The organism is Desulfovibrionales bacterium (genome assembly GCA_028715605.1).
Taxonomy (GTDB): Bacteria; Desulfobacterota; QYQD01; order QYQD01; family QYQD01; genus QYQD01.
The window spans coordinates 328,157-352,166 of sequence record JAQURM010000001.1; the positions used below are offsets into that span (position 1 = coordinate 328,157).

Annotated in this window: 21 protein-coding genes; 18 read left to right on the plus strand and 3 right to left on the minus strand. The window is 49.4% G+C overall.

The window, feature by feature from the left end:
* Nucleotides 1-60: 60 nt before the first annotated feature.
* The 3 genes from PHT49_01550 to PHT49_01560 are packed head-to-tail and all read right to left on the minus strand — an operon-like array spanning nt 61 to nt 4,424.
* Nucleotides 61-2,286 carry a tetratricopeptide repeat protein gene (locus PHT49_01550; GenBank protein MDD5450565.1) on the minus strand — a complete coding sequence of 742 codons (2,226 nt, stop codon included), beginning with the start codon at nt 2,284-2,286 and terminating at the stop codon, nt 61-63.
* 6 nt (nt 2,287-2,292) lie between these two features.
* Nucleotides 2,293-3,711, minus strand: a complete 1,419-nt coding sequence (gene selA, locus PHT49_01555; GenBank protein ID MDD5450566.1) for an L-seryl-tRNA(Sec) selenium transferase — start codon at nt 3,709-3,711, stop codon at nt 2,293-2,295.
* Between the two features lie 38 nt (nt 3,712-3,749).
* Nucleotides 3,750-4,424, minus strand: coding sequence for a cyclic nucleotide-binding domain-containing protein (locus PHT49_01560; protein ID MDD5450567.1), 675 nt, complete (start codon nt 4,422-4,424; stop codon nt 3,750-3,752).
* A 283-nt stretch (nt 4,425-4,707) separates the two neighbouring features.
* Between PHT49_01560 and PHT49_01565 the strand changes: the two genes are divergently transcribed.
* From PHT49_01565 to ilvB, 18 genes are all read left to right on the plus strand, one after another.
* Nucleotides 4,708-5,493, plus strand: a complete 786-nt coding sequence (locus PHT49_01565) for a sugar phosphate isomerase/epimerase (protein MDD5450568.1) — start codon at nt 4,708-4,710, stop codon at nt 5,491-5,493.
* Nucleotides 5,494-5,789: 296 nt separating this feature from the next.
* Nucleotides 5,790-6,908 (plus strand): alanine racemase, encoded by a 1,119-nt coding sequence (gene alr / locus PHT49_01570; GenBank protein MDD5450569.1) that lies wholly within the window; start codon nt 5,790-5,792, stop codon nt 6,906-6,908.
* A gap of 49 nt (nt 6,909-6,957) precedes the next feature.
* Entirely contained in the window at nt 6,958-8,622 is a 1,665-nt protein-coding gene (argS, locus tag PHT49_01575) for an arginine--tRNA ligase (protein MDD5450570.1), read from the plus strand.
* A gap of 231 nt (nt 8,623-8,853) precedes the next feature.
* Nucleotides 8,854-9,492: an SPOR domain-containing protein gene (locus tag PHT49_01580; protein ID MDD5450571.1), complete on the plus strand. Its 639-nt coding sequence runs from the start codon at nt 8,854-8,856 to the stop codon at nt 9,490-9,492.
* A 3-nt stretch (nt 9,493-9,495) separates the two neighbouring features.
* The gene (locus PHT49_01585) at nt 9,496-9,951 is read left to right on the plus strand and encodes an N-acetyltransferase (protein ID MDD5450572.1); all 456 of its coding nucleotides are present in this window, start codon (nt 9,496-9,498) and stop codon (nt 9,949-9,951) included.
* 211 nt (nt 9,952-10,162) lie between these two features.
* Entirely contained in the window at nt 10,163-12,691 is a 2,529-nt protein-coding gene (gene secA / locus PHT49_01590) for a preprotein translocase subunit SecA (protein MDD5450573.1), read from the plus strand.
* Nucleotides 12,678-13,877, plus strand: a complete 1,200-nt coding sequence (gene argJ, locus PHT49_01595) for a bifunctional glutamate N-acetyltransferase/amino-acid acetyltransferase ArgJ (protein MDD5450574.1) — start codon at nt 12,678-12,680, stop codon at nt 13,875-13,877. The genes secA and argJ overlap by 14 nt, the downstream gene beginning before the upstream one ends.
* A gap of 179 nt (nt 13,878-14,056) precedes the next feature.
* Nucleotides 14,057-14,860, plus strand: coding sequence for a 30S ribosomal protein S2 (gene rpsB, locus PHT49_01600; protein MDD5450575.1), 804 nt, complete (start codon nt 14,057-14,059; stop codon nt 14,858-14,860).
* A 221-nt stretch (nt 14,861-15,081) separates the two neighbouring features.
* Entirely contained in the window at nt 15,082-15,684 is a 603-nt protein-coding gene (tsf, locus tag PHT49_01605; GenBank protein ID MDD5450576.1) for a translation elongation factor Ts, read from the plus strand.
* A 2-nt stretch (nt 15,685-15,686) separates the two neighbouring features.
* A complete protein-coding gene (gene pyrH / locus PHT49_01610; protein MDD5450577.1) occupies nt 15,687-16,412 on the plus strand; it encodes a UMP kinase in 726 nt (241 codons plus the stop codon).
* Complete coding sequence (gene frr, locus PHT49_01615) at nt 16,409-16,966, plus strand: ribosome recycling factor (GenBank protein ID MDD5450578.1); 558 nt, start codon at nt 16,409-16,411, stop codon at nt 16,964-16,966. The genes pyrH and frr overlap by 4 nt, the downstream gene beginning before the upstream one ends.
* A gap of 106 nt (nt 16,967-17,072) precedes the next feature.
* Nucleotides 17,073-17,822: an isoprenyl transferase gene (locus PHT49_01620; protein MDD5450579.1), complete on the plus strand. Its 750-nt coding sequence runs from the start codon at nt 17,073-17,075 to the stop codon at nt 17,820-17,822.
* Nucleotides 17,788-18,615, plus strand: a complete 828-nt coding sequence (locus tag PHT49_01625) for a phosphatidate cytidylyltransferase (protein ID MDD5450580.1) — start codon at nt 17,788-17,790, stop codon at nt 18,613-18,615. Before PHT49_01620 ends, PHT49_01625 begins: the two co-directional genes overlap by 35 nt.
* A gap of 22 nt (nt 18,616-18,637) precedes the next feature.
* Nucleotides 18,638-19,792, plus strand: a complete 1,155-nt coding sequence (locus PHT49_01630; GenBank protein MDD5450581.1) for a 1-deoxy-D-xylulose-5-phosphate reductoisomerase — start codon at nt 18,638-18,640, stop codon at nt 19,790-19,792.
* A gap of 141 nt (nt 19,793-19,933) precedes the next feature.
* Nucleotides 19,934-21,001: an RIP metalloprotease RseP gene (gene rseP, locus PHT49_01635; GenBank protein MDD5450582.1), complete on the plus strand. Its 1,068-nt coding sequence runs from the start codon at nt 19,934-19,936 to the stop codon at nt 20,999-21,001.
* A gap of 16 nt (nt 21,002-21,017) precedes the next feature.
* On the plus strand, nt 21,018-21,722 hold the full coding sequence (gene tsaB, locus PHT49_01640) for a tRNA (adenosine(37)-N6)-threonylcarbamoyltransferase complex dimerization subunit type 1 TsaB (protein MDD5450583.1): 705 nt from the start codon (nt 21,018-21,020) through the stop codon (nt 21,720-21,722).
* Between the two features lie 251 nt (nt 21,723-21,973).
* On the plus strand, nt 21,974-22,192 hold the full coding sequence (locus tag PHT49_01645; GenBank protein ID MDD5450584.1) for a DUF465 domain-containing protein: 219 nt from the start codon (nt 21,974-21,976) through the stop codon (nt 22,190-22,192).
* A gap of 9 nt (nt 22,193-22,201) precedes the next feature.
* On the plus strand, nt 22,202-23,890 hold the full coding sequence (gene ilvB, locus PHT49_01650; GenBank protein MDD5450585.1) for a biosynthetic-type acetolactate synthase large subunit: 1,689 nt from the start codon (nt 22,202-22,204) through the stop codon (nt 23,888-23,890).
* Nucleotides 23,891-24,010: the final 120 nt, after the last annotated feature.

The following is a 24,010-nucleotide window of genomic DNA, read 5'->3' on the forward strand; positions in this document are numbered from 1 at the left end:
TTTTGTTGTTTAAGACGTGAGGACTATGATCTTAAAAAGGACAGGGTTCTTACTTATTCCTCAATCGTACGACTGAAGCGCAATCCGGGCCTCTTTAAAAAGGGGATTAACCTTGAGCGCCTTTTGCCATTTTCTCCTGGCCTCAGCTATGTCACCCATTTTTTCATAAACCAGGCCCAAATGATAGTAGATTTCGTGGTCTTTTTTCATCCGGCGCTGGGCTTCGCTAAGATGGTGGATGGCCTGAGGATAATCATTTTTGAGATAATAAATCCGCCCGATTGTCTTCCAATAGAGGCTGTTTTGGTGATCGAGTTCGAGCGCTTTTTGACATAATGTACGGGCAATTTCCAGGTCGTTTTTTAGTTCAGCATAAAGCATACCCAACCAACTGAAGGAGAAGGCGTCAGCAGGGTTGCTCTTAACCGCCTTTTTAAATGCAGTCATGGCGTCTTTTTTTAGATTCAAGCCGAGATAAGCTTCTCCCAGGTATCGGTATATATACCCCTTGGCATCCGGGCATTGCGCTGCCTTTTGAAAATAACCAACGGCCTCCGCCCCTCTTTTTTGTTCTTGTAATAACTTCCCCATCTGAAAGAGGATGTCAAAATGATTTCCGTTCAAAGAAGCCGCCTGTTGCAGGGCCAAAAAGGCCTTATCCGGTATGCCGGTTTTGAGATAGGCCAACCCCAGATTGTATTGGGCCATAAAATTATCTTTTTCCATAGATAGGGTCTTCTCAAAACAGGAGATGGCCCTGTTATACCATTTAAGACGGGCATAGCAAACGCCCAGGCTATTTAAGAGATTGACGTCTTGCGGATCGAGGGATAGTCCCTTTTTATATTCCATTATGGCGCCATGGATATGGCCTGCGTTGAAGAGCGTATCCCCGCTTATATTGAGACTTACGGCGTCAAAAGCGGTAATGGTGTCCGGGCCAAAGAAATCAGTATGCACAAGCGCCTTGTAGGCGTTAAAAGTGATCTCCTCTTTTTCATAGTAAAGTAACGGATAACCGGCCAGGCCCATAGTTACGGTCTTGCCGCAGTCTTCCTTTATCTGAGATTTCAAATTCTGTCCTGCAAGAAGGGCCTCTTCCGGGCTGATATCCGGCAGGTAAACGAAAAAGGAATCCTCAGTGCACGGCAGGATCGACTGCCCCGGTGATAACCAGGAATTTATCTTTTCCAGGAAGGGACTATAGTCCTCTTTTCCATTTTGGTCATCATATCTTGCCAATATCAGGGAAAATCTCTTCGTTTTTTCCCACTTCCTTCTCAGCTTATCCGTAACCCGATGAATATTTGCCGCCATTTTAAGGCTAGAGGTCTCTTCAAGCTCCCGGGAAAAACAAAGAGGATAATCGAACCTGCTTTGGGCCACGGCTAAAATCTCTTTACCCTTCCCGATAATAAGATCATATAATTTTCCTGGCGGCAGATTCCGGCATTTTTCGTTGCTACTTATTGGATAGGACAGAAACCCTATCGCTGCCTTGATTCCATCCTTAAGGCGTCTTTTATTAAGGAGTTCAAATAGGGCCAGGCTTATATTACGGCCCCTCTCCTCATCACAAAAGGGCACGATCAGGGCTAAGGCCGACTTGTCTCTGCGAAACAGGCATGAAAGATCAACGCCTTTCAGCTCATTTTTTATAGCCGGGATAATATCCGCCCAGAATCCCATTTGACGGCCCGGCTTAAGACTCGGGTTAGGGCGGCGCTTTAGTGACTGCCGAAAGAGTACCTCCATAAAGATTATGGAAAACCTGGTATGCGAGCCGGACAGATCCGGAAAGCTCTCTGGTTCGGGTACAGGTTTAGTATCCTTGCCCTTCAGGTCTGTAGTTATAAGCTGGATAAGGGTATCTTTAAAAAGTTCCGGGGCCAGTGCGCCGCTTTCCGTATCTGTAAAATAGGTCTTATATACCCGGACTTTTTCCAGGATTAATTGGCTGAGCTTTGACCATTGGCTGGCTAGTATATTTTTTTTAAATGTCCCGGCCGTATCTTTAAATATAGCTATGCCGAGCGGCTCGTTTTGCCATATAAAAGGCAGGAATACAGAGTTGTTTTTTCCAAGGGGGTGTGTGGGGGTATTCCGGGGAATTGTTTCCATTTTGCTTTTGGTAATCAGAGGGGTAAGAAGATTTGGCGCACAGTTCGCAGGCAAAAGGAGTACATCTTGGGCCTGAAAGAGAAGGTTTAAGTCTTTTTTTATATACTCCTGGAAGAGGAATATATCCTGTGGTTCCGATGAAGTTATGGAGAGCCTTTTTACCATGTTGGCTTACTCCGAAAGGACTGTTTTGACGGCTTCGACAATATGGGGAATTTCTTCCGTACTCACTGTGCGCATGTCCATGATAAATTGATCGTTTTCAATGCGGCCGATGACCGGGCGGGAAAGGCTTCGCATCCTGGCTTCCAGTTCTGTTACGGAGAATCCCTTTGGCTGGACGGCTACGGCCCGGCTAGGCAATTTCTGAAGCGGCAGGGCTCCACCGCCTACCTGGGAGTCAACATCTATAACCCGCAACGAAAGATGATCCACGGCTGCCTTTGTCAGGCGGCGGTAAAGCTGTAATGCCTTTTTGTTGATCTCAGCGATGGGCACGGTCAATAACCGTAGTGTCGGTATCTGTTTGACGACCCCTTCATCGTCAAGGTACAGCCTTAACGTGGCCTCCAGGCCGGCCAGTGTTAACTTATCGATCCTCAGCGCCCTGTTCAGGGGATTGCTTCGGACCTGCCCGATAAATTTATCCCGGCCCAGGATGATACCGGCCTGGGGCCCTCCCAATAACTTGTCCCCGCTGAAGGTCACTATATCTGCCCCGGCTTGGAGTGCCTCCTGGACGGTGGGCTCTTTAAGCAGCCCGTAGCGGGAAAGATCAACAAAACATCCGCTCCCCAGGTCCTCCACCACCGGAAGACCATGTCTTTTACCCAGCGCGACCAGATCTGCTAGTGGAACTTCGGAAGTGAAACCTATTATATGGAAGTTACTGGTGTGGACCTTCATTAGAAAGGCCGTATTCTCAGTTATAGCCCGTTCATAGTCCGCCGGATGGGTTCGGTTGGTCGTGCCCACTTCGACTAGTTGTGCCCCGCTTCGGGCCATTATATCCGGTATGCGGAAAGAGCCCCCTATCTCTACCAACTGTCCGCGGGAGACAATAACCTCCTTACCTCTGGCCAGGGTATCCAGCACCAGGAGCACAGCCGCCGCGTTGTTGTTAACGATGAGGGCGGCCTCAGCGCCAGTCAACTGACGCAGTATCTCTTCCACATGCACATACCGGCTGCCGCGCCGTCCGGCAGACAGGTCAAATTCCAGATTTGAATAACCGGCAGCGATTGCGTTCATCTGTTCAACCGCTGCGTCCGCTAATAGTGACCGGCCGAGATTGGTATGGATAACCACTCCCGTGGCATTTATAAGAGGGCGGAGACTAGGCCGGGCAGCTTGACCTAAAAATTCCTTCAACGATTCCGTGATATTGTCTAAAGAGGTATCTACATGGGATGATTGACTGTTTGTGGCCAGGAGTTGGCCGCGGATCCCTTCCAATACCTGGCGGATAGTGGATACCACCAGGCGGCGGGGATATTTTTCAAGCAATGATTGTGTCTCTGAAAGAGATAATATTTCATCCACGGAGGGGATGTTGCGCAGCAGATTATTTGTATCTTCCCTGGATGGCATATTTTATAGAATAGGCTTACATTGCATGTTTAATATTCTTATTTCTGTTCAAGCTGGCTGACCTTATTAACATAAGAGCTTATCCTGTCTCTATCTTTGGCTTTCAGGTCTATAAATTGTAATCCAGCCATTACTATCTTTTTATCCTTTTCCGTCCCCAGGCTTGACCATACCACCTGGCAATCCGTTTCAATAGGAAGGCTTTCGCCCGGAAGATTGAAACATACCGCGCATCTTGTCCCCACAGACACCGGTTCATCGACTCTTACCAGTAACCCCCCGCCTCCTATGTTGACGGCATAAGCCTTGGTGAAATCCCGGCCGGATTTGAATTGAATGTCCAGGGGCTTCTCCGCCCGTTGATCCTGGCGGCCGGAAAATGCGCTAATTCTAGCGGTCGTTTCGCGCAGGCGTTTTACCAAGGCCCTGAATACCATGCGCATATCCTGCGACAGTTTATTATATTCATGGTCCAGGAGATCACGGTCCACGATACCCAGAGATACGTTACCCCTGGCTATGGCCGAGGCGGAGCGCGGCGTTTTATCGACAAAACTCATTTCTCCAAAGACGTCACCTTCTTTTAAGGTCTCTACGATAACCTTTTGCCCCCGGCAATATTTTGAGATTTCAACCTGTCCGGATAAGATCACATAGATCCAATCCCCGTAACTTCCCTCTTTAAATATATAGTCTCCGTCTTTAAACTGCATTTCATTCACAATGGAAAGCATTGGCTTCTTTTGCTCCTTTGAGGATTAAAGGCCAAGGCACCTATCCTTAACGTAAAAGATTATTTAGTAGCCCTATAAATGGGAATATTTCTTCGTTGAATTGGTACGTTACTCATTTTACATAGGTATGTCAAGATGTTATCGGGTGTGTTCGTTTAAAAATTGGAGATCCGGGCTTGATCCGGACTCAAAAACATACTATGCTGGCCTCAAATAGAGACATCAGACTAAACAGAACTGATAAGAGAGGCGTTTGTTGGAAATGAACCATTTGATCCGTGCTGTCCAGATAAACGTTCCTTTTGTCCTCCTCAAGAGCAAATACCTGCCGGTGGTCTTAGAGAACCGTATCAACCCGGAGATCGGCATAGACAGCCCGGCGCTGGATGAATTTTCCCTGTCTCAGTTTACAGAGATAGCCCGCCTCCTGCGTAAGGAAGACCTTTCTGTTACCCTGCACGCCCCTTTTATGGATATGGTGCCGGGTTCACCCGATCCACTTATGCGAAAAGCTACTATAAGGCGGCTACGTCAGGCATTTGAACTACTGCCGGTATTTGAGCCGCTCAGTGTGGTCTGCCACACCGGCTTTAACAGTCAAAGCTATCAAAACCAGGTTGATTCCTGGCTGGAAAGGAGTGTTGAGTCCTGGTTGCCTTTGACAGAGCTGGCCCAGAGCGCAGGAACAAAGGTGATGCTGGAAAATGTTTATGAGGAAACTCCAGACCTCCACGTAGCCCTTTTGTCACAGCTTAACTCGCCCCACGCCGGCTTTTGCTTTGATATAGGTCATTGGCATGTGTTTGGCCGTACGGATATTGGCGAGTGGCTGGGAAAACTGCGGCCTTATCTGGGACAGCTTCACCTGCATGACAATTTAGGGGACACCGATTCCCATTTGGCCCTTGGGTGTGGGAACATAGACTTCCACTCCCTTTTTTCCTTACTGAATAATTGCTCACCCAGGCCGATAGTTACCCTTGAGCCCCATCGTGAGGAAGATGTTTTTAAAAGCGTAGAAGCCCTTGGCGCCCTGTGGCCTTGGTGAGAAAGGAACCCCTTATTCCTGAGCGAAACTTGCTGGAGCAGTGGGGGACCCATCGAAGGTGAGCAGGAAGGGGAAAGCCGGCCCTTTAGTGGCTGGAAGGGGCAAGTATTCCCCACCTGCGAACCCCGGTAGGGTCACTGCGAAAGCCGTGGAGCAAAGGAATAGAGGGGTTCCATAAAAAAATGGGAGAAAACCGGAGCCATAAAGCCCTTGTAACACGGGATGCAATCTGGTAAGTTACGCAAGATTCGAAACTTATTTCTATGGGGCGATAGCACGGGCCGGCGCTGCATAAAATGGCACTAAACAGGGTTGAAATTGACCTCTCAGCCGTAAGGCATAACTTCAGCGAGGCAAAACGGCTGGTCAAACCAGAAGTGGCAGTTTTCCCTGTAGTAAAATCAGATGCCTATGGACATAGTCTTATTCCGGTTGCACAGGCCCTTCAAGAGCAAGGCGCTGATGGCTTCTTCGTATCCATAATGGAGGAGGCCGTAACTTTAAGGCAAGCCGGCGTCTGGACTCCTGTTATCCTGCACCTGCCGGAATCAAAGCGGGACGCATTTGAGATTGTTGAGTTCAATATCTCTCCTGTGGTCTATAACTTTGAGCTTATAGATGCCCTTTCCAGAGAATCCCAAAATAGAGACAGGGTAGCAGGCATTTACATAAAAGTTGATACGGGTATGGGGCGTCTGGGTGTAGGCATAACTGATTTGCCGGCTATCCTTTCTTACGTTCGTGGGAAGGAAGGCATCAAGGTCTTAGGGCTTATGTCGCATCTATCCTGTGCGGACAGCAGTAATGATAGGGATTACACTTTGAGTCAATTAGAACACTTTAATGAGGCTATTAATATCGGCAGGGGGTTAGGGTTTGAGCTTCCCCAAAATCATATTGCCAATTCGGCAGGGCTGATGGCCTACCCGGCGGCACGGATGAACCTGGTACGACCGGGTATCATGATCTATGGCGCATATCCCGGTAAGGACATGCAAGGCGTAGCGGCGCTAAGGCCGGTAATGACCTTTAAAAGTAAGGTGATCCAGGTTAAAAAAGTACCGGCAGGCGCCTCGATCAGTTATGGCCGGAGGTACGTTACACCCGAGGCAAAGACTATTGCTGTAGTGCCGGTAGGCTATGATGCCGGATACAGCCGCTCTATTTCCAACCGGGGAGAGGTGCTGATACGTCGGAAACGGGCGCCCGTGCTGGGCACGGTGTGTATGTGTCTGACCATGATTGATGTGAGCCACATTGAAGGCGCAGCTATAGATGATGAGGTGGTCATTTTTGGAAGACAGGGTGATCAGGTTATCTCTGTAGATGAGGTGGCGGACCGAGCCGGGACTATCAGTTATGACCTTCTCTGTGCCGTAGGCAGCCGTAATCCGCGCTTTACAGTCAATCCTTGACAACACAGTCAAACGGTTTATAAATTTAAAGACATTATATGGATTAGAGATGCGAAAAAAACTGCAACTAGTAGTTTTGGATAGTATAAAGGCCTTTTTTGACCGGCAGGGAATAGAATATAAAGATGTTCCCGTCTTTCAGCTCGAAAGGCCCAAAACAGAGACCCACGGCGATTATTCGTCGAATGTAGCATTAGTAATGGCCGGTTCTCTCAAAAAGAGCCCGCGCGATGTTGCTCAGGCGCTGTCTGAAGAGATAGAAAAAAGCGCCGATTTTTTGACAAAAGTAGAGGTGGCAGGCCCGGGTTTCATTAATTTTTTCGTAAAAGATAGCTGCTGGCGGGAGGCATTAGCGGAGATTGACCGGGAGCGCAAGAATTATGGGCGATCTAAAATAGGCCAGGGACGAAAAGTACAGGTGGAATTTGTCAGCGCCAACCCTACCGGTCCTCTGCATATAGGACACGGACGGGGAGCAGCCGTAGGAGACAGCTTGGCTAATCTCCTGGATGCGGCCGGATTCCAGGTGGCAAGGGAATATTACATAAATGATATCGGCACTCAGATGGAGACCCTGGGGGCCTCTACCTATCTGCGTTACCGGGAGCTTTTAGGGGAGAAAATCGAATTCCCGGCTAACCATTATCAGGGCGATTATATAAAGGATATCGCTCAGGCCATTATTGAGCGGGAAGGACAACGTTTTCTAGACGAATCTACAGGGCCGGCCATACCATATTTTACCCGGGAGGCACAGCAGGTTATTCTGGAGGGTATCAAGCGGGATCTTACGGATTTTAACGTCCTTCACGATCACTGGTTTAGTGAGAAGAGCCTTTTTGACACCGGTACGGTGGATAGGGCCATAGATATACTCAGAGAGAGAGACTTTCTTTATGAAGCGGAGGGGGCGTTATGGTTTAAAGCCTCGGCCCTCGGTGATGAAAAAGACCGGGTAGTGGTACGCGGGAAGGGGGCTACTACCTACTTTGCCTCAGATATTGCCTATCATCTCAATAAATTTGAGAGAGGTTTTGACCTCATAATCGATATATGGGGAGCTGACCACCACGGTTATGTCCCGCGGCTTAAAGCCGCGGTGGAGGCCCTCGGTCAGCCTAAAGAAAAGGTGCATATTATCCTGGTGCAGTTGGTAAATTTGATGCGCGGCGGCAGCCCGGTGGCTATGTCCACCCGCTCGGGTGAATTTGTTACGCTGCGGGAAGTCATCGATGAGGTAGGCAAAGACGCAGCCCGCTTCATATTCCTGACCCGGCGGTCAAACAGCCACCTGGATTTCGACCTTGACCTGGCCAAGAGCCAGAGCCAGGAAAACCCGGTTTATTATGTGCAATATGCCCATGCCCGCATATCCAGCGTTTTTGAGATGGCGGCAGAAAAAGGCATTGAGATATGGCCTGTAGCTAAAGTGGATACGTCGCTTTTGACTGCTCCGGAAGAGCTTCGCTTACTGAAACTACTCTCTTTTTATCCTGAAGTAATCGAGGACAGCGCTACAACTCTTGAGCCGCACCGCATAGCCTTTTATCTGGGCGATCTGGCCGCGGTGCTGCACAATTTTTATAATAAACACCGCATTGTAAGTGACACCGAGCCGCTTACGCAGGCTCGATTGGCCGTGATCCAGGGAGTACAGCAAGTATTGAAAAACGGCCTCAGGATACTGGGTGTCTCGGCGCCGGATAAGATGTGATGGGCTTCCATCCGGAAACACAAGGTTTCTGGCCTACGGTCGGCCCAAGGCCGGATGGAGCAATCAGCGCTCAGCTATAAGCATGAAGCCGGTTCACCGTTCACTGTTGACCGTTTACCGAAAGAAAATGTCGGACAACGGTTAACGGATAACAAACATGCTGACGGCTGACAACTGATCGCTGAAAGCTTATTTTCTCCGTGTGTCCCTGTAGGTCAAGTGGGAGTAACTATGGCTTCTAAAGGGAAGAAAGACCGACGTATATATCAGTTTGAAATCAGCCGGGGCGGGTTGGTAACCATAGGTATAGCTGCCCTTGGCGTCCTTCTCTGGATGTTTATCTTTGGCATATGGGTAGGCCGGGATATGTTCAGCAGTGTTAACAAAGAACTTGAGGCCATGACCTCGCCACCTGCGACTCAAGGCGGGCAGCAACCTGAGGGAAATAAACCTCTGACGCCGGTTACCACTCAACAAGGAGAGGATCTTTTAGGGCAGGAGATGAACCAGGGCGGTCAACCTGTGCCAGGCCTTGAGGAGCCTGGCAACCTTCAGGCAGAAGAGGCAACAGGCGCTGGAAAAACAAGGCCATCTCCTAATGTTTTTTATACGTTACAGGTGGCCTCTCTTCGCGACGCAGCTAAGGCCGAAGAATTGAAGGCCGTGTGGGAAAAGAAAGGGTATGAGGTCTTTATTATCAAGGGTGAGATACCACGGGCCGGTGTATGGTACCGTGTACAGATCGGGCGGTTTAGTGCCGTAAGCGACGCCAATAGCGCTGCCGACCGTATAGCAGAGAAGGAAAACACCAGGCTGTTCATAACTACAGTTTCCATCCCGGTTACTTCTGGCGAAAGCACAAAGGATTAGTAGATGATACGTAAGGCCCGCATATCTGATGTCGCCAATATCCATCAATTGCTTAGCACGTTTGCCAAACAAGGCGATCTATTGGGTCGATCGTTAAGCGAGCTTTACGATAACCTGCGCGATTTCTATGTTTATCAGGATGGCGACCATGGGCCGGTCGTAGGTAGCTGCGCTTTGCATATTTGCTGGGGAGACCTTGCAGAGATCAGATCACTGGCTGTAGTTGAGGATTTTCAGAGGCGTGGAATAGGGAGAAGTCTGGTGGAGGCATGTATCAGCGAGGCCATTACCCTGGGTATTTACAGGATATTTACCCTGACAAACCGGCCGGATTTTTTTATGCGCCTTGGATTTATAAAGATTGATAAGGCGACTTTGCCGCAAAAGATCTGGAGCGATTGCATAAAATGTTACAAATTCCCTCAATGTGATGAGGTAGCTTTGCTGTTAGAGGTATGAGCTGTCAGCATGTTTGTTATCCGTTATCCGTTAACCGTTAACCGTTGTCCGACATTTTCTTTCGGTAAACGGTCAACAGTGAATGGTGAACCGGCTTCATGCTTATAGCTGAGCGCTGATTGCTCCATCCGGCCTTAGGCCGACCGTAGGCCAGAAACGGTAGTTTCCGGATGAAAACTAAATAGAAATTTATTATTTGTTCGGGGTAAAGATGATAGGCAGTCTATTAGCCAGGGTATTTGGCACTAAAAATGAGCGGGAAGTAAATAGATTAAGCTTAACGCTCAGCCACATAAACAGTCTTGAGCCGTCCGTGCAGGCCTTGAGCGACGATGCGCTCCGGGGGAAGACGGAAGAATTCAAAAGTTGCCTGGCAAACGGGGAATCTCTCGATAATCTCTTGCCGGAGGCCTTTGCCGCAGTCCGGGAAGCTTCCAGGCGGGTCCTGGGGCAGCGCCACTTTGACGTACAGATTATGGGCGGCATGGTCCTGCACCAGGGTAAGATTGCGGAGATGAAAACGGGCGAAGGGAAGACGCTGGTGGCTACCTTACCGGTCTATCTCAACGCCCTTACCGGAAGGGGCGTGCACGTGGTGACCGTGAATGATTATCTGGCCAGACGCGACGCCGAATGGATGGGTGGGATTTATAAATTTCTGGGCCTTTCGGTCGGGGTAATAGTGCACGGGCTGAACGATGCCGAACGCAAGCAGGCCTATTTTTCGGACATTACTTATGGCACTAACAATGAATTCGGGTTTGACTATCTCCGCGATAATATGAAGTTTAGCGTCGATGATTTTGTGCAGCGTGATTTTTATTACGCCCTGGTGGACGAGGTCGATAGTATCCTTATAGATGAGGCCCGTACTCCGCTTATCATTTCCGGACCGGCGGAAGAGTCCACAGAACTTTATTATCGTGTAGATAAGATTATCCCAAAACTCCGATCAGAACAAGACTACGTGGTGGAGGAAAAGACACGCACTGTGGTCCTGACCGAGGAGGGTGTAGCCAAGGCGGAAAAATTGCTCAAGACAGACAATCTCTATGATCCTAAAAATATAGAGACGTTGCACCATGTGAACCAGGCCCTGCGAGCCCATACCCTTTTCAAGAAAGACGTTGATTATATAGTCAAAGATGGGGAAGTTATCATTGTGGATGAATTTACGGGCCGGCTCATGCCCGGCCGCCGCTACAGTGAAGGGCTGCACCAGGCCCTGGAAGCCAAGGAAGAAGTTAAAATTGAGAGTGAGAACCAGACCCTGGCCTCCGTTACCTTCCAGAATTATTTCCGCATGTATGAGAAACTGGCCGGCATGACCGGTACGGCAGATACTGAAGCGGTGGAATTTCAGAAAATCTATAATCTTGAGGTAGTCATTATCCCCACCAATATGCCCATGATCCGTACCGATTATCCGGATGCTATCTATAAGACAGAGAATGAAAAATTCAAGGCTGTCGCACGGGAAATAAAAGAACTCCATGCCAAAGGGCAGCCGGTGCTGGTGGGAACTATATCGATTGAGAAGTCAGAACGCTTGAGCAGCCTCTTACGCAAGGAAGGCATCAGGCATTCCGTGCTCAACGCCAAACACCATGAAAAGGAGGCGGAGATCGTGGCCCGGGCCGGGCAGCAAGGGGCCGTAACCCTCTCCACGAATATGGCCGGCCGGGGTACGGATATTGTCCTCGGCGAGGGTGTGCCTGATCTGGGCGGGTTGCATATTGTGGGCACCGAGAGACACGAGGCCAGGCGTATTGACAATCAGCTTCGCGGCCGGGCCGGACGTCAGGGCGACCAGGGTTCTTCGCGGTTTTATCTTTCTTTAGAAGATGACCTTTTGCGCATATTCGGTTCGGAACGTATCTCCTCTATCATGGACAAACTGGGTATGGAAGAAGACCAACCCATTGAACACACCCTGGTTTCCAAGGCCATAGAAAATGCGCAAAAGAGGGTAGAGGCGCAGAATTTCGAGATCAGAAAACGTCTCCTGGAATATGACGACGTCATGAACCAGCAAAGAGAGGTTATATACAGACAGAGGCGCGAAATTTTGGGCAGCGATAACCTGCAGGAATATATCGGAGAAATGATCGAAGATATTGTTTCGGTTATGGTGGATGCCGTGGCGGACGAAAAGAGCCTGCCGGAAGAGTGGGATTTGAAGGGATTGGCCGACCGGTGTTACAGCCAGTTTTCTATTCACCTATCCTTTGCCCCTGAAGAAGTCCGTAATTTTAACCGGGGCACCCTGGAAGATATGGTGTTGGCCAGAGTAAAAGAGGCGTATGCAGCCAGGGAAAGAGAGTTCGGTACAGAAACGTTTCGATCCCTGGAGCGTTTTATTACCTTACAGACCGTAGATAGTCTCTGGAAAGATCACCTGCTCAATATGGATCACCTGAAAGAGGGGATAGGACTCCGTGGTTACGGACAGAAAGACCCGTTACAGGAATATAAGAAGGAAGGGTACGAGATGTTTATGGCCATGGTGGAACGCATCAAAGAAGAAGCGGTCTCTACCCTCTTCCGCGTTCAGTTGGCCAGGGAGGCGGATTTAGAGACTTATCAGCGTCCCAAAAGGCAGGAATTCTCTTTAACCCGTGGCGACGAAGGTGAAGAAGAGAAAGAACCTGTGCGGCGGCAGGCCGAAAAAATCGGGCGCAATCAACTCTGCCCGTGCGGCAGCGGCAAAAAATATAAAAAGTGCTGTGGGAAAAAATAACCAGCAGATAAAAGGCTTTTTATTTTCGGCTACCGGGGCCTCCATCAAAAAGCCGGGGCGTTTGGACGTAGGGCTGATTTATGCCGAGAAGCCGGCCGTGGCGGCGGGCGTATTTACCAGAAATCGCGTCAAGGCTGCGCCGGTCATCATAAGTCGGGAGCGCCTGCGTCGGGGAGCGGCTCAGGCCATCCTTGTAAACAGCGGGAACGCTAATGCCTGTACCGGAGAGCAGGGGCTGGAGGATGCCCGGGAGTCGGCGCGTGTTCTGGCAAAACATTTGGAGATAAAAGAAAAACTGGCGCTGGTGGCCTCGACCGGCGTTATCGGTCAGTTCCTGCCTATGGAGAGGATTAAAGGGGCCATTCCCCCCCTGGCGCAGTCCCTTGCGCCGAACCGCCTGGCTGAGGTCAGCCGGGCTATCCTGACTACAGATAAGATGCCTAAGACAGCCTTTCGCGAAGGTAATATCGACGGCGTTCCCATCCGTATGGCGGCTATAGCCAAGGGGGCAGGGATGATTATGCCGCAGATGGCGACCATGCTCTGTTTTGTCATGACCGACGCCGCCATAAGGGCCGATGCCCTGAGGGCATCTTTGCATCGCGCGGTTTCGCTGTCTTTTAACCGGATCACGGTAGATGGAGATATGAGCACTAACGATTCGGTGATAATCCTGGCCAGTGGCGAAGCCAATAATAAGCGCATAGATATTGACGATTCTGCGGGCAGAGGCGTTTTTGAAAAGCTGCTGGGCGAGCTTCTTATAGACCTGGCCAGGAGGATCGTACGGGATGGCGAGGGAGCCACAAAGCTGGTGGAGGTTCGTGTCACCGGCGCCGGCACTGTTGGCGAGGCCCGTAAGGCCGCTTACGCCGTGGCTAATTCCAACCTGGTAAAGACAGCGCTGTTTGGGGAAGACGCTAACTGGGGGCGGATTATGGCCGCTCTGGGAAGGTCCGGTGTCCCCATGGATCCGGGGAGGGTGAGCGTTGCTATAAACACGTTCCCCCTGGTTAAAAACGGCCTGGGCTGCGGACCGGAGGCAGAAATGGCGGCTACCGGGGCTATGCGTCAGGAAGAATTTATCCTGCGCATAGACCTGGACAGAGGTCCTTGTGATTTTAACGTCTGGACATGCGACCTGTCAGCGGATTATGTGCGTATAAATGCTTCATATCGCAGCTGATCAGTATATAAACCCTTTTTGAGAACTATCTGATTTTAATTGCAAAGGCGCCTTTTTTGTGTTAAAAAGCAACGTTTTAAATACACACACCCTCTGATTAGCCTTGGTGTCCGCCTTGGGCGGGGTTAACGGTGAGATGCGGAGGGTGGTGGAACTAACCAAGGAACAGGAGGAATATTATGTCTTATGTTACCATGAAACAATTATTGGAAGCCGGGGTCCACTTTGGTCACCAGACCAGGCGGTGGAATCCCAAGATGAAACCTTACATTTTTGGCACTAGAAACGGCATTTATATTATTGACCTGCAAAAGACCGTGCAATTATTCAAGACTGCTTACGATTTTGTTGTGCAGGCGACGACCGGGGGAAAACCTGTTTTATTTGTGGGGACAAAGAAACAGGCCCAGGAGTCTATTGCAGAAGAGGCCAACCGCTGCGGTATGTTTTATGTGAACAGTCGCTGGTTGGGCGGCACCCTAACTAATTTCCAGACTATCCGTAAAAGCATCGACCGCCTTAAGACTCTGGAAGCCATGAAGGAGGATGGAAGCATCCATCGTTTTAAAAAGAAAGAAATCCTTCAAATGGAGAAGGAGATTGTTAAATTAGAAAAATCACTGGGGGGTATCAAAGAGATGGGAAAATTGCCCGGGGCCCTCTTTGTGGTTGATCCCAGGAAGGAGTATATCGCCATAACCGAGGCCCGAAAGCTGGGCATTCCTGTTGTTGCTATAGTTGATACTAATTGTGATCCCGACGGTATTGATTACCTGATACCCGGAAATGATGATGCGATAAGGGCTATCAGGCTTCTCACCTCACGAATAGCCGATGCCTGCTTAGAAGGCAAGGGGCGTTTAGAGGAGGCCCTTCAGGCCGTAACTGATAAGACTGCGGCGGAGACCGAGTCGGTAGGGTTGACAGGGGATACTGGGCCACAAGAAGAATTGTTACCGGCCTCGGCAGAGGATGAAGGTTAACCCTTGCGATGTCAAGAAGTTCAAAATTCAAAGCTCAAAATTAAAATCACTACCAAATGTCAAAGCTCAAATAGAGAAGCGCCTTTGACATTTGTCATTTGAACTTCATTTGAACTTTGGGTTTTGTCATTTGAAATTTGCGCAAAGCGTTTTTGGTTGCGGCTTTGCCGCGCTGTGGTTAATCTTTTGATAATATGTCTAGTTTTAAGGGGGTAAGAATGGTGGAAATTTCGGCAAATACTATAAAGGAATTACGCGATAAGACCAATGCGGGCATTATGGATTGTAAGTTAGCCCTTAAGGAATGTCAGGGAGATATGGAAAAGGCAATTGCCTACCTTCGCAAAAAGGGATTGGCCGTGGCCGTTAAACGCGCTGGCCGGGCGATGACCGAAGGAGCTGTTCGGGCGTATATCCATGCCGGCGGCAAGATAGGCGTGTTGGTAGAAGTTAACTGTGAAACAGATTTTGTGGCCAAGACAGACCAATTCCAGGAATTTGTTAAGAATATAGCCATGCATATTGCTGCGGCCAATCCGATTTATCTACGCAGAGAGGATGTCCATGCCGCGGTAATAGAAAAAGAGAAGGAGATTTACCGCGCCCAGGCTGTTGAAACCGGAAAGCCGGAGAAGATCCTGGACAAGATAGTTGAAGGGCGACTAGAAAAATATTATGGTGAAATCTGCCTCTTGGAGCAGAAATATGTACGCGATCCCGACCTTACCATTCAGGATGTTTTAAATGAGTTAATAACCAAGACCGGAGAAAACGTATCTGTTCGACGTTTTACGCGGTATCAGCTCGGTGAAAATGGTGAATAGGTCTGATGACCCCCAAGTATAAACGAGTCTTGCTAAAATTAAGCGGTGAGGCCCTGTTGGGCGGTCAATCATTTGGCATAAGCCACGATGTCCTGACTTTTATCTCCGAAGAGATTAAAGAGATAATGGGACTGGGCGTACAACTGGCGGTGGTCATTGGCGGCGGCAATATCTTTCGGGGCATAGCCGGCGCTTCCCAGGGTATGGACAGGGCTTCTGCTGACTATATGGGCATGTTGGCTACGGTGATAAATGCCCTGGCTCTGCAGGATGCCCTGGAAAAAAAAGGCGTCCAGACCCGGGTGCAGACCGCTATTGAGATGCGGGAAGTAGCCGAACCCTACATAAGACGGCGCTCAATCCGGCATCTGGAAAAAGGAAGGGTGGTTATATTCGGAGCCGGTACCGGTAACCCCTATTTTACCACGGACACCACCGCCGCCCTCCGCGCCATGGAGATTCACGCCGATGTTATTCTTAAGGCCACGCGAGTGGACGGGGTCTATGACCGGGACCCTCTTAAAGATAAAAAGGCCAGGATGTTTCGCAACTTGACTTACCTGGATGTATTGCAGAAAAAATTACGCGTTATGGATGCCACGGCTATTTCTTTAGCTATGGATCATCAAAAGCCTATAATAATCTTTAATATTCAAAAAAAGGGGAATATTAAGAAAGCTATTTTTGGAAAACCGGTCGGAACAACAGTGCAGGGCGCCGAACCATGAAGGACGAAGTCTTAAAAGATTTAAAGGCTAAAATGGAAAAGACCATTGAGGTCTTTAAACATGAGCTGGCCAGGATGCGTACCGGAAGGGCATCTGTTTCCCTCTTTGACGGCATTAAAGTGGACTATTATGGCTCCATGTTGCCGCTTAGCCAGGTGGCCTCTCTTACTGTGCCGGAACCCAGGCTTATTACTATTCAGCCCTGGGATACCAATGCCCTGGCCAATATTGAGCGGGCCATACTTAAATCAGAACTGGGGTTGACACCGGCAAATGACGGGAAAATTATACGGATAGCCATACCGCCTCTTACAGAAGAACGGCGGAAAGAGATCGTTAAATTGGTTAAAAAAACCACCGAGGAATACCGGGTTATCCTTCGGAATATACGCCGCGATGCCAACGAAGAACTTAAGGGTTTAAAAAAAGAAAAGATAATTTCAGAGGATGAAGCCTTTGCCGTGCAGGAAGAGGTACAAAAGATAACAGATAATTATATTAAAAAAGTGGAGCAGCTTTACGCTGAAAAGGAGAAAGAGATATTGGCATTTTAATAAATAGCCATTTAAGTATATTTTCTCTCCCTGGAAATTATCCGGTCATTCCCTAAGTTATCTCTCGATGTAGGGGTCGCAGACTTTGCCTCATTCAGATAGTCCGTTGTTAGATCCAAAAAAATTGCCCCGGCACTTAGCCATAATCATGGATGGAAATGGACGCTGGGCGAAATCGCGTTCTTTGCCTCGGATTGCCGGTCACCGGCGAGGTGTTGAATCTGTGCGCGAGGTAGTCCGGACTTGTCGGGAGATAGGGATTAAGTTTCTTACCTTATATGCCTTTTCTCAGGAAAACTGGCAACGCCCGCCAGGTGAAGTCAATGCCCTTATGGGTCTCCTTTCTGATTACTTAGAAAAAGAACTGGCGGAGATGCTTGCCAACGGGATATCGCTAAGGGCTATCGGGGAGATAAAAAGACTTCCCCGGCCTGTTTATGAGGTCTTGTTGCGTACGGTTAAACAAACAGAGTCTAATCAGGATATGGTTCTCACCCTGGCATTAAGTTACAGCGGTCGTGATGAGATCGTGCGTGCCGTGCGGGAGATCGCGCGCAGGGTAAACCAGGGTGCCCTGCTACCGGATGAAATAAGCGAAGGATATATAAGCCAGACCCTGGATACCGCCGCCGCCGGACTGCCTGATCCGGACTTCCTTATAAGAACAAGCGGAGAATATCGCTTAAGCAATTTTCTCCTCTGGCAAATGGCCTATACGGAAAACTATATCACCGACGTCCTATGGCCGGACTTTCGTAGAGAGGACCTCGTAAGGGCCCTCCTGGATTACCAGGAAAGAGAGCGGCGTTTTGGCCTGACCAGTGAACAGATTAAAGGCGCCTATGCAGCACCTTAAACGTATAATAACCGCCCTGATTGCTACGCCCCTTCTAATAGCCGTTATATGGTATGGGCCCAGGTCTGTTTTTTTGTTGGTGATTCTGGCCACTGTGGCCATTAGTTTGCTGGAGTACTACGCCCTGGCCGGGAGAATCGATCTCTCCCTCCCGGTTTATTTCGGCATCTTGTTAGGCAGCCTCATCGTCCTTTCCAGTTATAATTTTTCCTTCCCCTGCACCCTGGCAGTGCTTTTTTTAATCACGGCCTTGAGTCTTGCATACTATTTGTTCAATTATGAGCCTCATCCCAAGGTCATTTATTCAATGGGCGTTTTCATTGCCGGTCTGGTATATGTGGCCTTTTCCCTATCTCACCTTGTTCTTATAAGACATCTGGCCATGGGACGTATCTGGATTTTATTTCTTTTGGCCGTAGTCTTTGCGGGTGACGCCGGCGCTTACTGCGTAGGTGTTCTCTTGGGACGTCATAAGCTTTATCCGCGTGTAAGTCCGGGAAAGACCATAGAAGGGGCTATCGGGGGGCTGGCGGCCAGCATTGGGGCGGCCTATCTCATGAGCATTCATTTTTTCCCCTGGATAACTGTGCGACAGGTTGTTTTTCTGGCCCTTTCCCTGGGAATTACCGCTCAAATTGGAGACCTTGTGGAGTCCATGTTTAAACGTTCTGCCCAGGTGAAAGATTCAGGCAAACTCTTTCCGGGGCATGGGGGGATGCTGGATCGCATAGATGGGGTTATCCTGGCCGCACCCGTCCTCTTTTATGAGCTGGTGTTTTTCATCCGGCCCTAACTTGCAGTAAAGGTATGCCGCATTGAAAATATTATCTATCCTGGGTTCTACCGGGTCTATTGGGCGCAACGCGTTGGAAGTGGCCGCGCGTTTTCCGGAACGTTTCCAGGTAGCCGGACTTTCTGCCGGCAAGAACATCGGATTGTTGATAGAACAGATTGAACGCTTTAGGCCGCGCCTGGTCTCTGTCCAGGATGAGAGACTGGCTGTGGAGTTAAAGGCCCGGATGCTGGCGGGGCTGGGCGTGGAGGTTGCTTCCGGTATAAACGGGTATAGAGAGGTGGCTACGCTGCCGGAAGTTGATATGGTTGTCTCGGCTATGGTGGGCGCTGCCGGTCTCGTGCCCACTTACGAGGCCATCTGTGCGGGGAAGAATATTGCCCTGGCCAATAAAGAAGTCCTGGTTACCGCCGGTTCGCTGATTATGAAAGCAGCCAGGGATAAGGGCGTCTCCATTAACCCTGTTGATAGTGAGCATGGCGCCATTTTTCAGTCCCTGTTAGGACACCGTAAAGAAGATGTCAGGAGGATCATACTCACAGCTTCAGGCGGACCGTTCTTGCATTATACTTATGAGATGTTGCATAATATAGCCCCGGCCGAGGCCTTAAAACATCCCAACTGGCAAATGGGCAGGAAGATAACGATTGACTCTGCCTCCTTAATGAACAAGGGACTGGAGGTTATAGAGGCTAAATGGCTTTTTGATCTCTCCGTCGAGCAGATAGTCGTGCAAATACACCCACAGAGTATAGTGCATTCTATGGTGGAGTACATAGATGGTTCCATAATTGCTCAACTGGGCATACCGGACATGCGTATTCCGATTGCCTATGCCCTTTCCGCCCCGGAGCGGATCGATATGGGGCTTCCCCGGCTGGATCTTCCATCAGTAAATAACCTGACTTTTTTAGAACCGGATATGGACAAATTTCCATGCCTGCGGCTGGCGTATGCGGCTTGTAAGCAGGGAGGGACACTGCCCGTTGTCCTTAATGCGGCCAATGAGGTAGCGGTAGATGCCTTTCTCGAAGGCCGCATAAGATTCACGGATATTGTCCGTGTCGTGGAAGGCACGATGAATGGTTCGGAAGCCTCAGCAGTTAATTCACTGGAAGACGTCATGGCAGCGGATCGTTTGGCCAGAATCCGGGCTGAAGAAGAGGTTAAAAAATAATTCAGAATCCAGAATCCAGAATCCAGAATTGATAATGTCTCGATTCTTTCATCTTTCTTCTGTTTTCTGGCTCCTGAATTCTACATTTTGGCTTACGCAGTGAGATTTTTGACAATACCCGTGTGTAGGGAACGAGGATAGATGACGACTGTTTTTACCGTGATAATAGTCCTGGGCGTATTGATCCTGGTGCATGAACTGGGACATTTCTTGCTGGCCAAAGTTTTTAAGGTCAGGGTAGAAAAATTTTCTTTGGGTTTTGGCCCCAGGATATGGGGCAAGGTAGTTGGTGAAACGGAATATCGTATATCAGCCGTGCCCCTTGGTGGTTATGTCAAACTTTTTGGTGAAAATCCGGGGGAAACCGTTGAAGCCGATGAAGAGTCCAGGTCTTTTATCCATAAAAAATTGTGGCAACGGGGCCTTATTGTAGCGGCAGGGCCTTTTTCTAATCTTATTTTTGCCTTTTTCATATTTTTTGTCACTTTTATGGCCTTTGGGCAACCTATGCTGCCGGCGACTATAGGTGGCGTGCAAGACGGGCTGCCGGCACAAGAGGCCGGCCTTAGGCCCGGAGACCGGATCACCCACATCAATGGCCGTCACGTAAAAGAGTGGGATGAACTTGCCGGGATGGTACGCAAGGGCGGTAAACAGCCGCTGGATATTTATGCGGTGCGTGACGGCAAGGCCTTCAGGGTACAGATAACACCGGTTATAGCTGCGCATCGCAACATATTTGGTGAGGAAGTTACAGTTCCGGTGATCGGGATATCGGCCTCTGATCACATTATTATGGACAGGATGAATCCCCTCGAAGCGTTCGTAGCCGGAATCGACCGGACCGGGAAAATTGTCTATATAACATATCTAAGTATAATAAAACTGGTACAGCGGATTGTGCCCATATCCACCTTGGGGGGACCTATTCTTATTGCTCAATTAGCCGGTGAGCAGGCACAGGCAGGGGTGGTTCCTCTTCTCTTTTTTGTGGCCTTATTGAGCATCAATCTGGGTGTTCTAAACTTATTGCCTATACCTATCCTGGATGGTGGACATCTTCTTTTTCTGGGCATTGAGCTGATCCTGGGGCGTCCGGTCAGCCTCAAAAAAAGAGAGATTGCCCAGCAAGTCGGGCTGGTTATTCTTATTTCCCTTATGGCCGTGGTCTTTTACAATGATATCCTTCGCCTCCTGGTAAAAGGGTGAATAGGGCAGGTAATATTTGAAGATTCTGGCTGTCGATACGTCTACTCATACCGGTAGCGCAGCCCTCACGGATAACGGAGCGGTGCTGGCTGAATACAGCCTCTTCAGCAACGAAACGCACAGCCGGCGTTTATTGCAGGCGGTAGAGCATCTTTTGGCCCAAACCGGATTAGCCTTTAACGATATTGATGGGCTGGCCGTGGCTATAGGGCCGGGCAGCTTTACAGGTATCCGGATCGGCCTGGCTACTTTCAAGGGACTAGCCCTGGCCACTGGGAAACCGGTCGTGGGCATATCAAGCCTGGATGCGCTGGCCGCAAACTTTCCCGTGGCCGACCGCCCGGTGTTTCCCGTTATTGATGCCCGAAAGAAAGAGGTTTTTACGGCTGCTTATTATCCGAATGAGGATGGCCGGCTGATAAAGACCTCCCCTGAGTTAGCCCTTTCGCCGCAGGACCTTGTCACACGGATAAAAGAACGGGTGATATTGGTTGGAGATGGCGCCCGGTCTTACGGCGAATTCTTTAAAAAGGAGCTTGGTGACAAGGCATTCTTTGCCCCCGGCCCCTTTTCTTTTATCCGGGCTTCTAATGTGGCTTTCCTGGCGGCAGAGAAGTTTAAGGCCGGAGAGCAGGCCGATATTGTTACCATGGTTCCGGCATATATCCGGCCATCCGAAGCCGAGCTAAAATGGGCCGAAAAAGATGGGGACATATCCTGATCAGCTTTAAGGCATAAAACAAATATGCTAAAATCGATGATAATCAGTTGACAAATCAGATGGTTATTTCTTATAGTGAACAAAGTTCGATGAACTCATAAAAAATAAAAATTACCGCAGAGGTCGCTGAGAACGCCGAGATAACATATTAAACAGTTTAAAGTTTTTCTCTGCGGGCTCTGCGTACTCAGCGGTGAAAAGGCTTTCTTACGAATTGATCAAGTTTAGTTTGCGAGGGATGGTAATAAGATATGGAAGAAAAAGACAAGGCGTTGATGGCCCTTTGGATAGACAAAGATGAAGAGCTTAAGAGGGCGGCAAAAGAACATCAGTCTCTGGAGAGAAAACTGGAGGAGTTTAATCAGAGGCCCTATCTAACCACAGAAGAAACCATGGAGAAGAAGCGGATTCAGAAGTTGAAACTAGCCGAGAAGGATAAAATAATGGCCATATTGGCCAAGTATCGGTAGGTGATTACTATGAAACTGACAGGCGCACAGATTTTGATCGAATGTTTGAAAAAGGAAGGCGTGGATCTGATCTTTGGATTTCCGGGTGGGGCGGTAATAGACATCTATGACGAACTCATGAAGTCTTCTATCCGTCACGTACTGGTAAGGCATGAGCAGGCTGCGGTGCATGCCGCTGATGCCTATGCCCGTGTAACCGGCAAAGTGGGTGTAGTTCTTGTCACCTCCGGGCCGGGAGCTACAAACACAGTTACCGGCATTGCGTCAGCTTATGGGGACTCCATTCCCGTGGTGGTTATGACCGGTCAGGTGCCTACCAAGCTCATTGGCAATGACGCCTTTCAAGAGGTGGATATTGTCGGCATTACCCGGCCATGTACTAAACACAATTATCTGGTGAAGAGTGTTAAGGATGTGGCCCAGACCGTGAGAGAGGCCTTTCATTTGGCCAGATCAGGACGGCCCGGCCCGGTGTTAATGGATTTGCCAAAGGACGTAATGGTTGATAGGACTGAATTTAAGTATCCGGAAACAATCAATATGCGTACCTATAATCCAACCTATGGGGCACATGTGGGCCAGATAGAAAAGGCCGGCCAGTTAATCGTCCAATCCAGGCGCCCTGTGCTTTACGTCGGCGGCGGGATCATAGCCTCCAATGCGGCAGCCGAGTTGACCGGGCTGGCCACCCTCGCGCAGATACCGACTACTGCTACTTTGATGGGTTTGGGCGGGTTTCCGGGCACGCATCCGTTGTGGATGGGGATGCTGGGTATGCATGGCACCTATTGTTCGAATATGGCGGTGGCGAATTGTGACCTCCTTATCGCGGTAGGGGCTCGCTTTGACGACCGGGTTACCGGTAAGCTGGATGCCTTTGCTTCCCATGCCAAGATTATTCATATCGATATTGATCCTACGTCCATCAGTAAAAATGTCAGGGTGGATGTCCCGATAGTGGCTGACTGCAAAAACGCCCTTGGAAAGCTCGTCACTTTTCTCAAAGGGGAAAAGGGGATAAACTGGAAAGAAAAACATGAAGAGTGGCTGGCCCAGGTGCGTGATTGGGATAAGAAACACCCCCTTTCCTATAAAGAAGAAAAGGGAGTGATAAAGCCGCAATATGTAGTAGAAAAACTTTATGAACTCACGAAGGGTAAGGCAATTATTACCACAGAAGTCGGTCAAAACCAGATGTGGGCCGCGCAATTTTATAAGTTTGCCGAGCCGCGTTCACTTATGACCTCGGGTGGTCTGGGAGTTATGGGATATGGATTCCCGGCCGCCATCGGAGCCCAGTTGGCAGCGCCGGATCGGATAGTCATAGACATAGCCGGGGACGGCAGTATTCAAATGAACATCCAGGAGCTGGCCACGGCCATGGAACAGCGGTTACCGGTAAAAATTGCCATCCTGAATAATCAGTATCTGGGTATGGTGCGCCAATGGCAAGAGCTCTTTTACGGAAAGCGGTACGCTGCTACCTCACTGGCTACTGCACCTGATTTCGTCAAATTGGCGGAGGCCTATGGCGCGGTGGGGCTCCGGGCCACTAAACCTGAAGAGGTAGTGCCGGTTATTAAAAAGGCCCTGAAGACCCCGAATCTTGTGGTTATGGAGTTCATCATTGCGCATGAAGAAAAGGTTTATCCCATGGTGCCGGCCGGTAAGGCAACTACCGAAATGCTCTTGGTTTGAGAACGGGGGGACTGTTCAGATAGCCACCAGGGCACAAAGGCACAAAAGCCTGCGCTTAGATGTTTTGAAAGGATAATTCTCTAATCTTAGTGTCTTGGTGTCTTAGTGGTCGAATAGTTA

Excerpts from the sequence above, each read along its gene's own strand:
- PHT49_01550 (MDD5450565.1), bottom strand. The coding sequence starts at position 2,286 with ATGGTAAAAAGGCTCTCCATAACTTCATCGGAACCACAGGATATATTC.
- selA (MDD5450566.1), bottom strand. The coding sequence starts at position 3,711 with ATGCCATCCAGGGAAGATACAAATAATCTGCTGCGCAACATCCCCTCC.
- PHT49_01560 (MDD5450567.1), bottom strand. The coding sequence starts at position 4,424 with ATGCAGTTTAAAGACGGAGACTATATATTTAAAGAGGGAAGTTACGGG.
- PHT49_01565 (MDD5450568.1), top strand. The coding sequence starts at position 4,708 with ATGAACCATTTGATCCGTGCTGTCCAGATAAACGTTCCTTTTGTCCTC.
- alr (MDD5450569.1), top strand. The coding sequence starts at position 5,790 with ATGGCACTAAACAGGGTTGAAATTGACCTCTCAGCCGTAAGGCATAAC.
- argS (MDD5450570.1), top strand. The coding sequence starts at position 6,958 with ATGCGAAAAAAACTGCAACTAGTAGTTTTGGATAGTATAAAGGCCTTT.
- PHT49_01580 (MDD5450571.1), top strand. The coding sequence starts at position 8,854 with ATGGCTTCTAAAGGGAAGAAAGACCGACGTATATATCAGTTTGAAATC.
- PHT49_01585 (MDD5450572.1), top strand. The coding sequence starts at position 9,496 with ATGATACGTAAGGCCCGCATATCTGATGTCGCCAATATCCATCAATTG.
- secA (MDD5450573.1), top strand. The coding sequence starts at position 10,163 with ATGATAGGCAGTCTATTAGCCAGGGTATTTGGCACTAAAAATGAGCGG.
- rpsB (MDD5450575.1), top strand. The coding sequence starts at position 14,057 with ATGTCTTATGTTACCATGAAACAATTATTGGAAGCCGGGGTCCACTTT.
- frr (MDD5450578.1), top strand. The coding sequence starts at position 16,409 with ATGAAGGACGAAGTCTTAAAAGATTTAAAGGCTAAAATGGAAAAGACC.
- rseP (MDD5450582.1), top strand. The coding sequence starts at position 19,934 with ATGACGACTGTTTTTACCGTGATAATAGTCCTGGGCGTATTGATCCTG.
- PHT49_01645 (MDD5450584.1), top strand. The coding sequence starts at position 21,974 with ATGGAAGAAAAAGACAAGGCGTTGATGGCCCTTTGGATAGACAAAGAT.
- ilvB (MDD5450585.1), top strand. The coding sequence starts at position 22,202 with ATGAAACTGACAGGCGCACAGATTTTGATCGAATGTTTGAAAAAGGAA.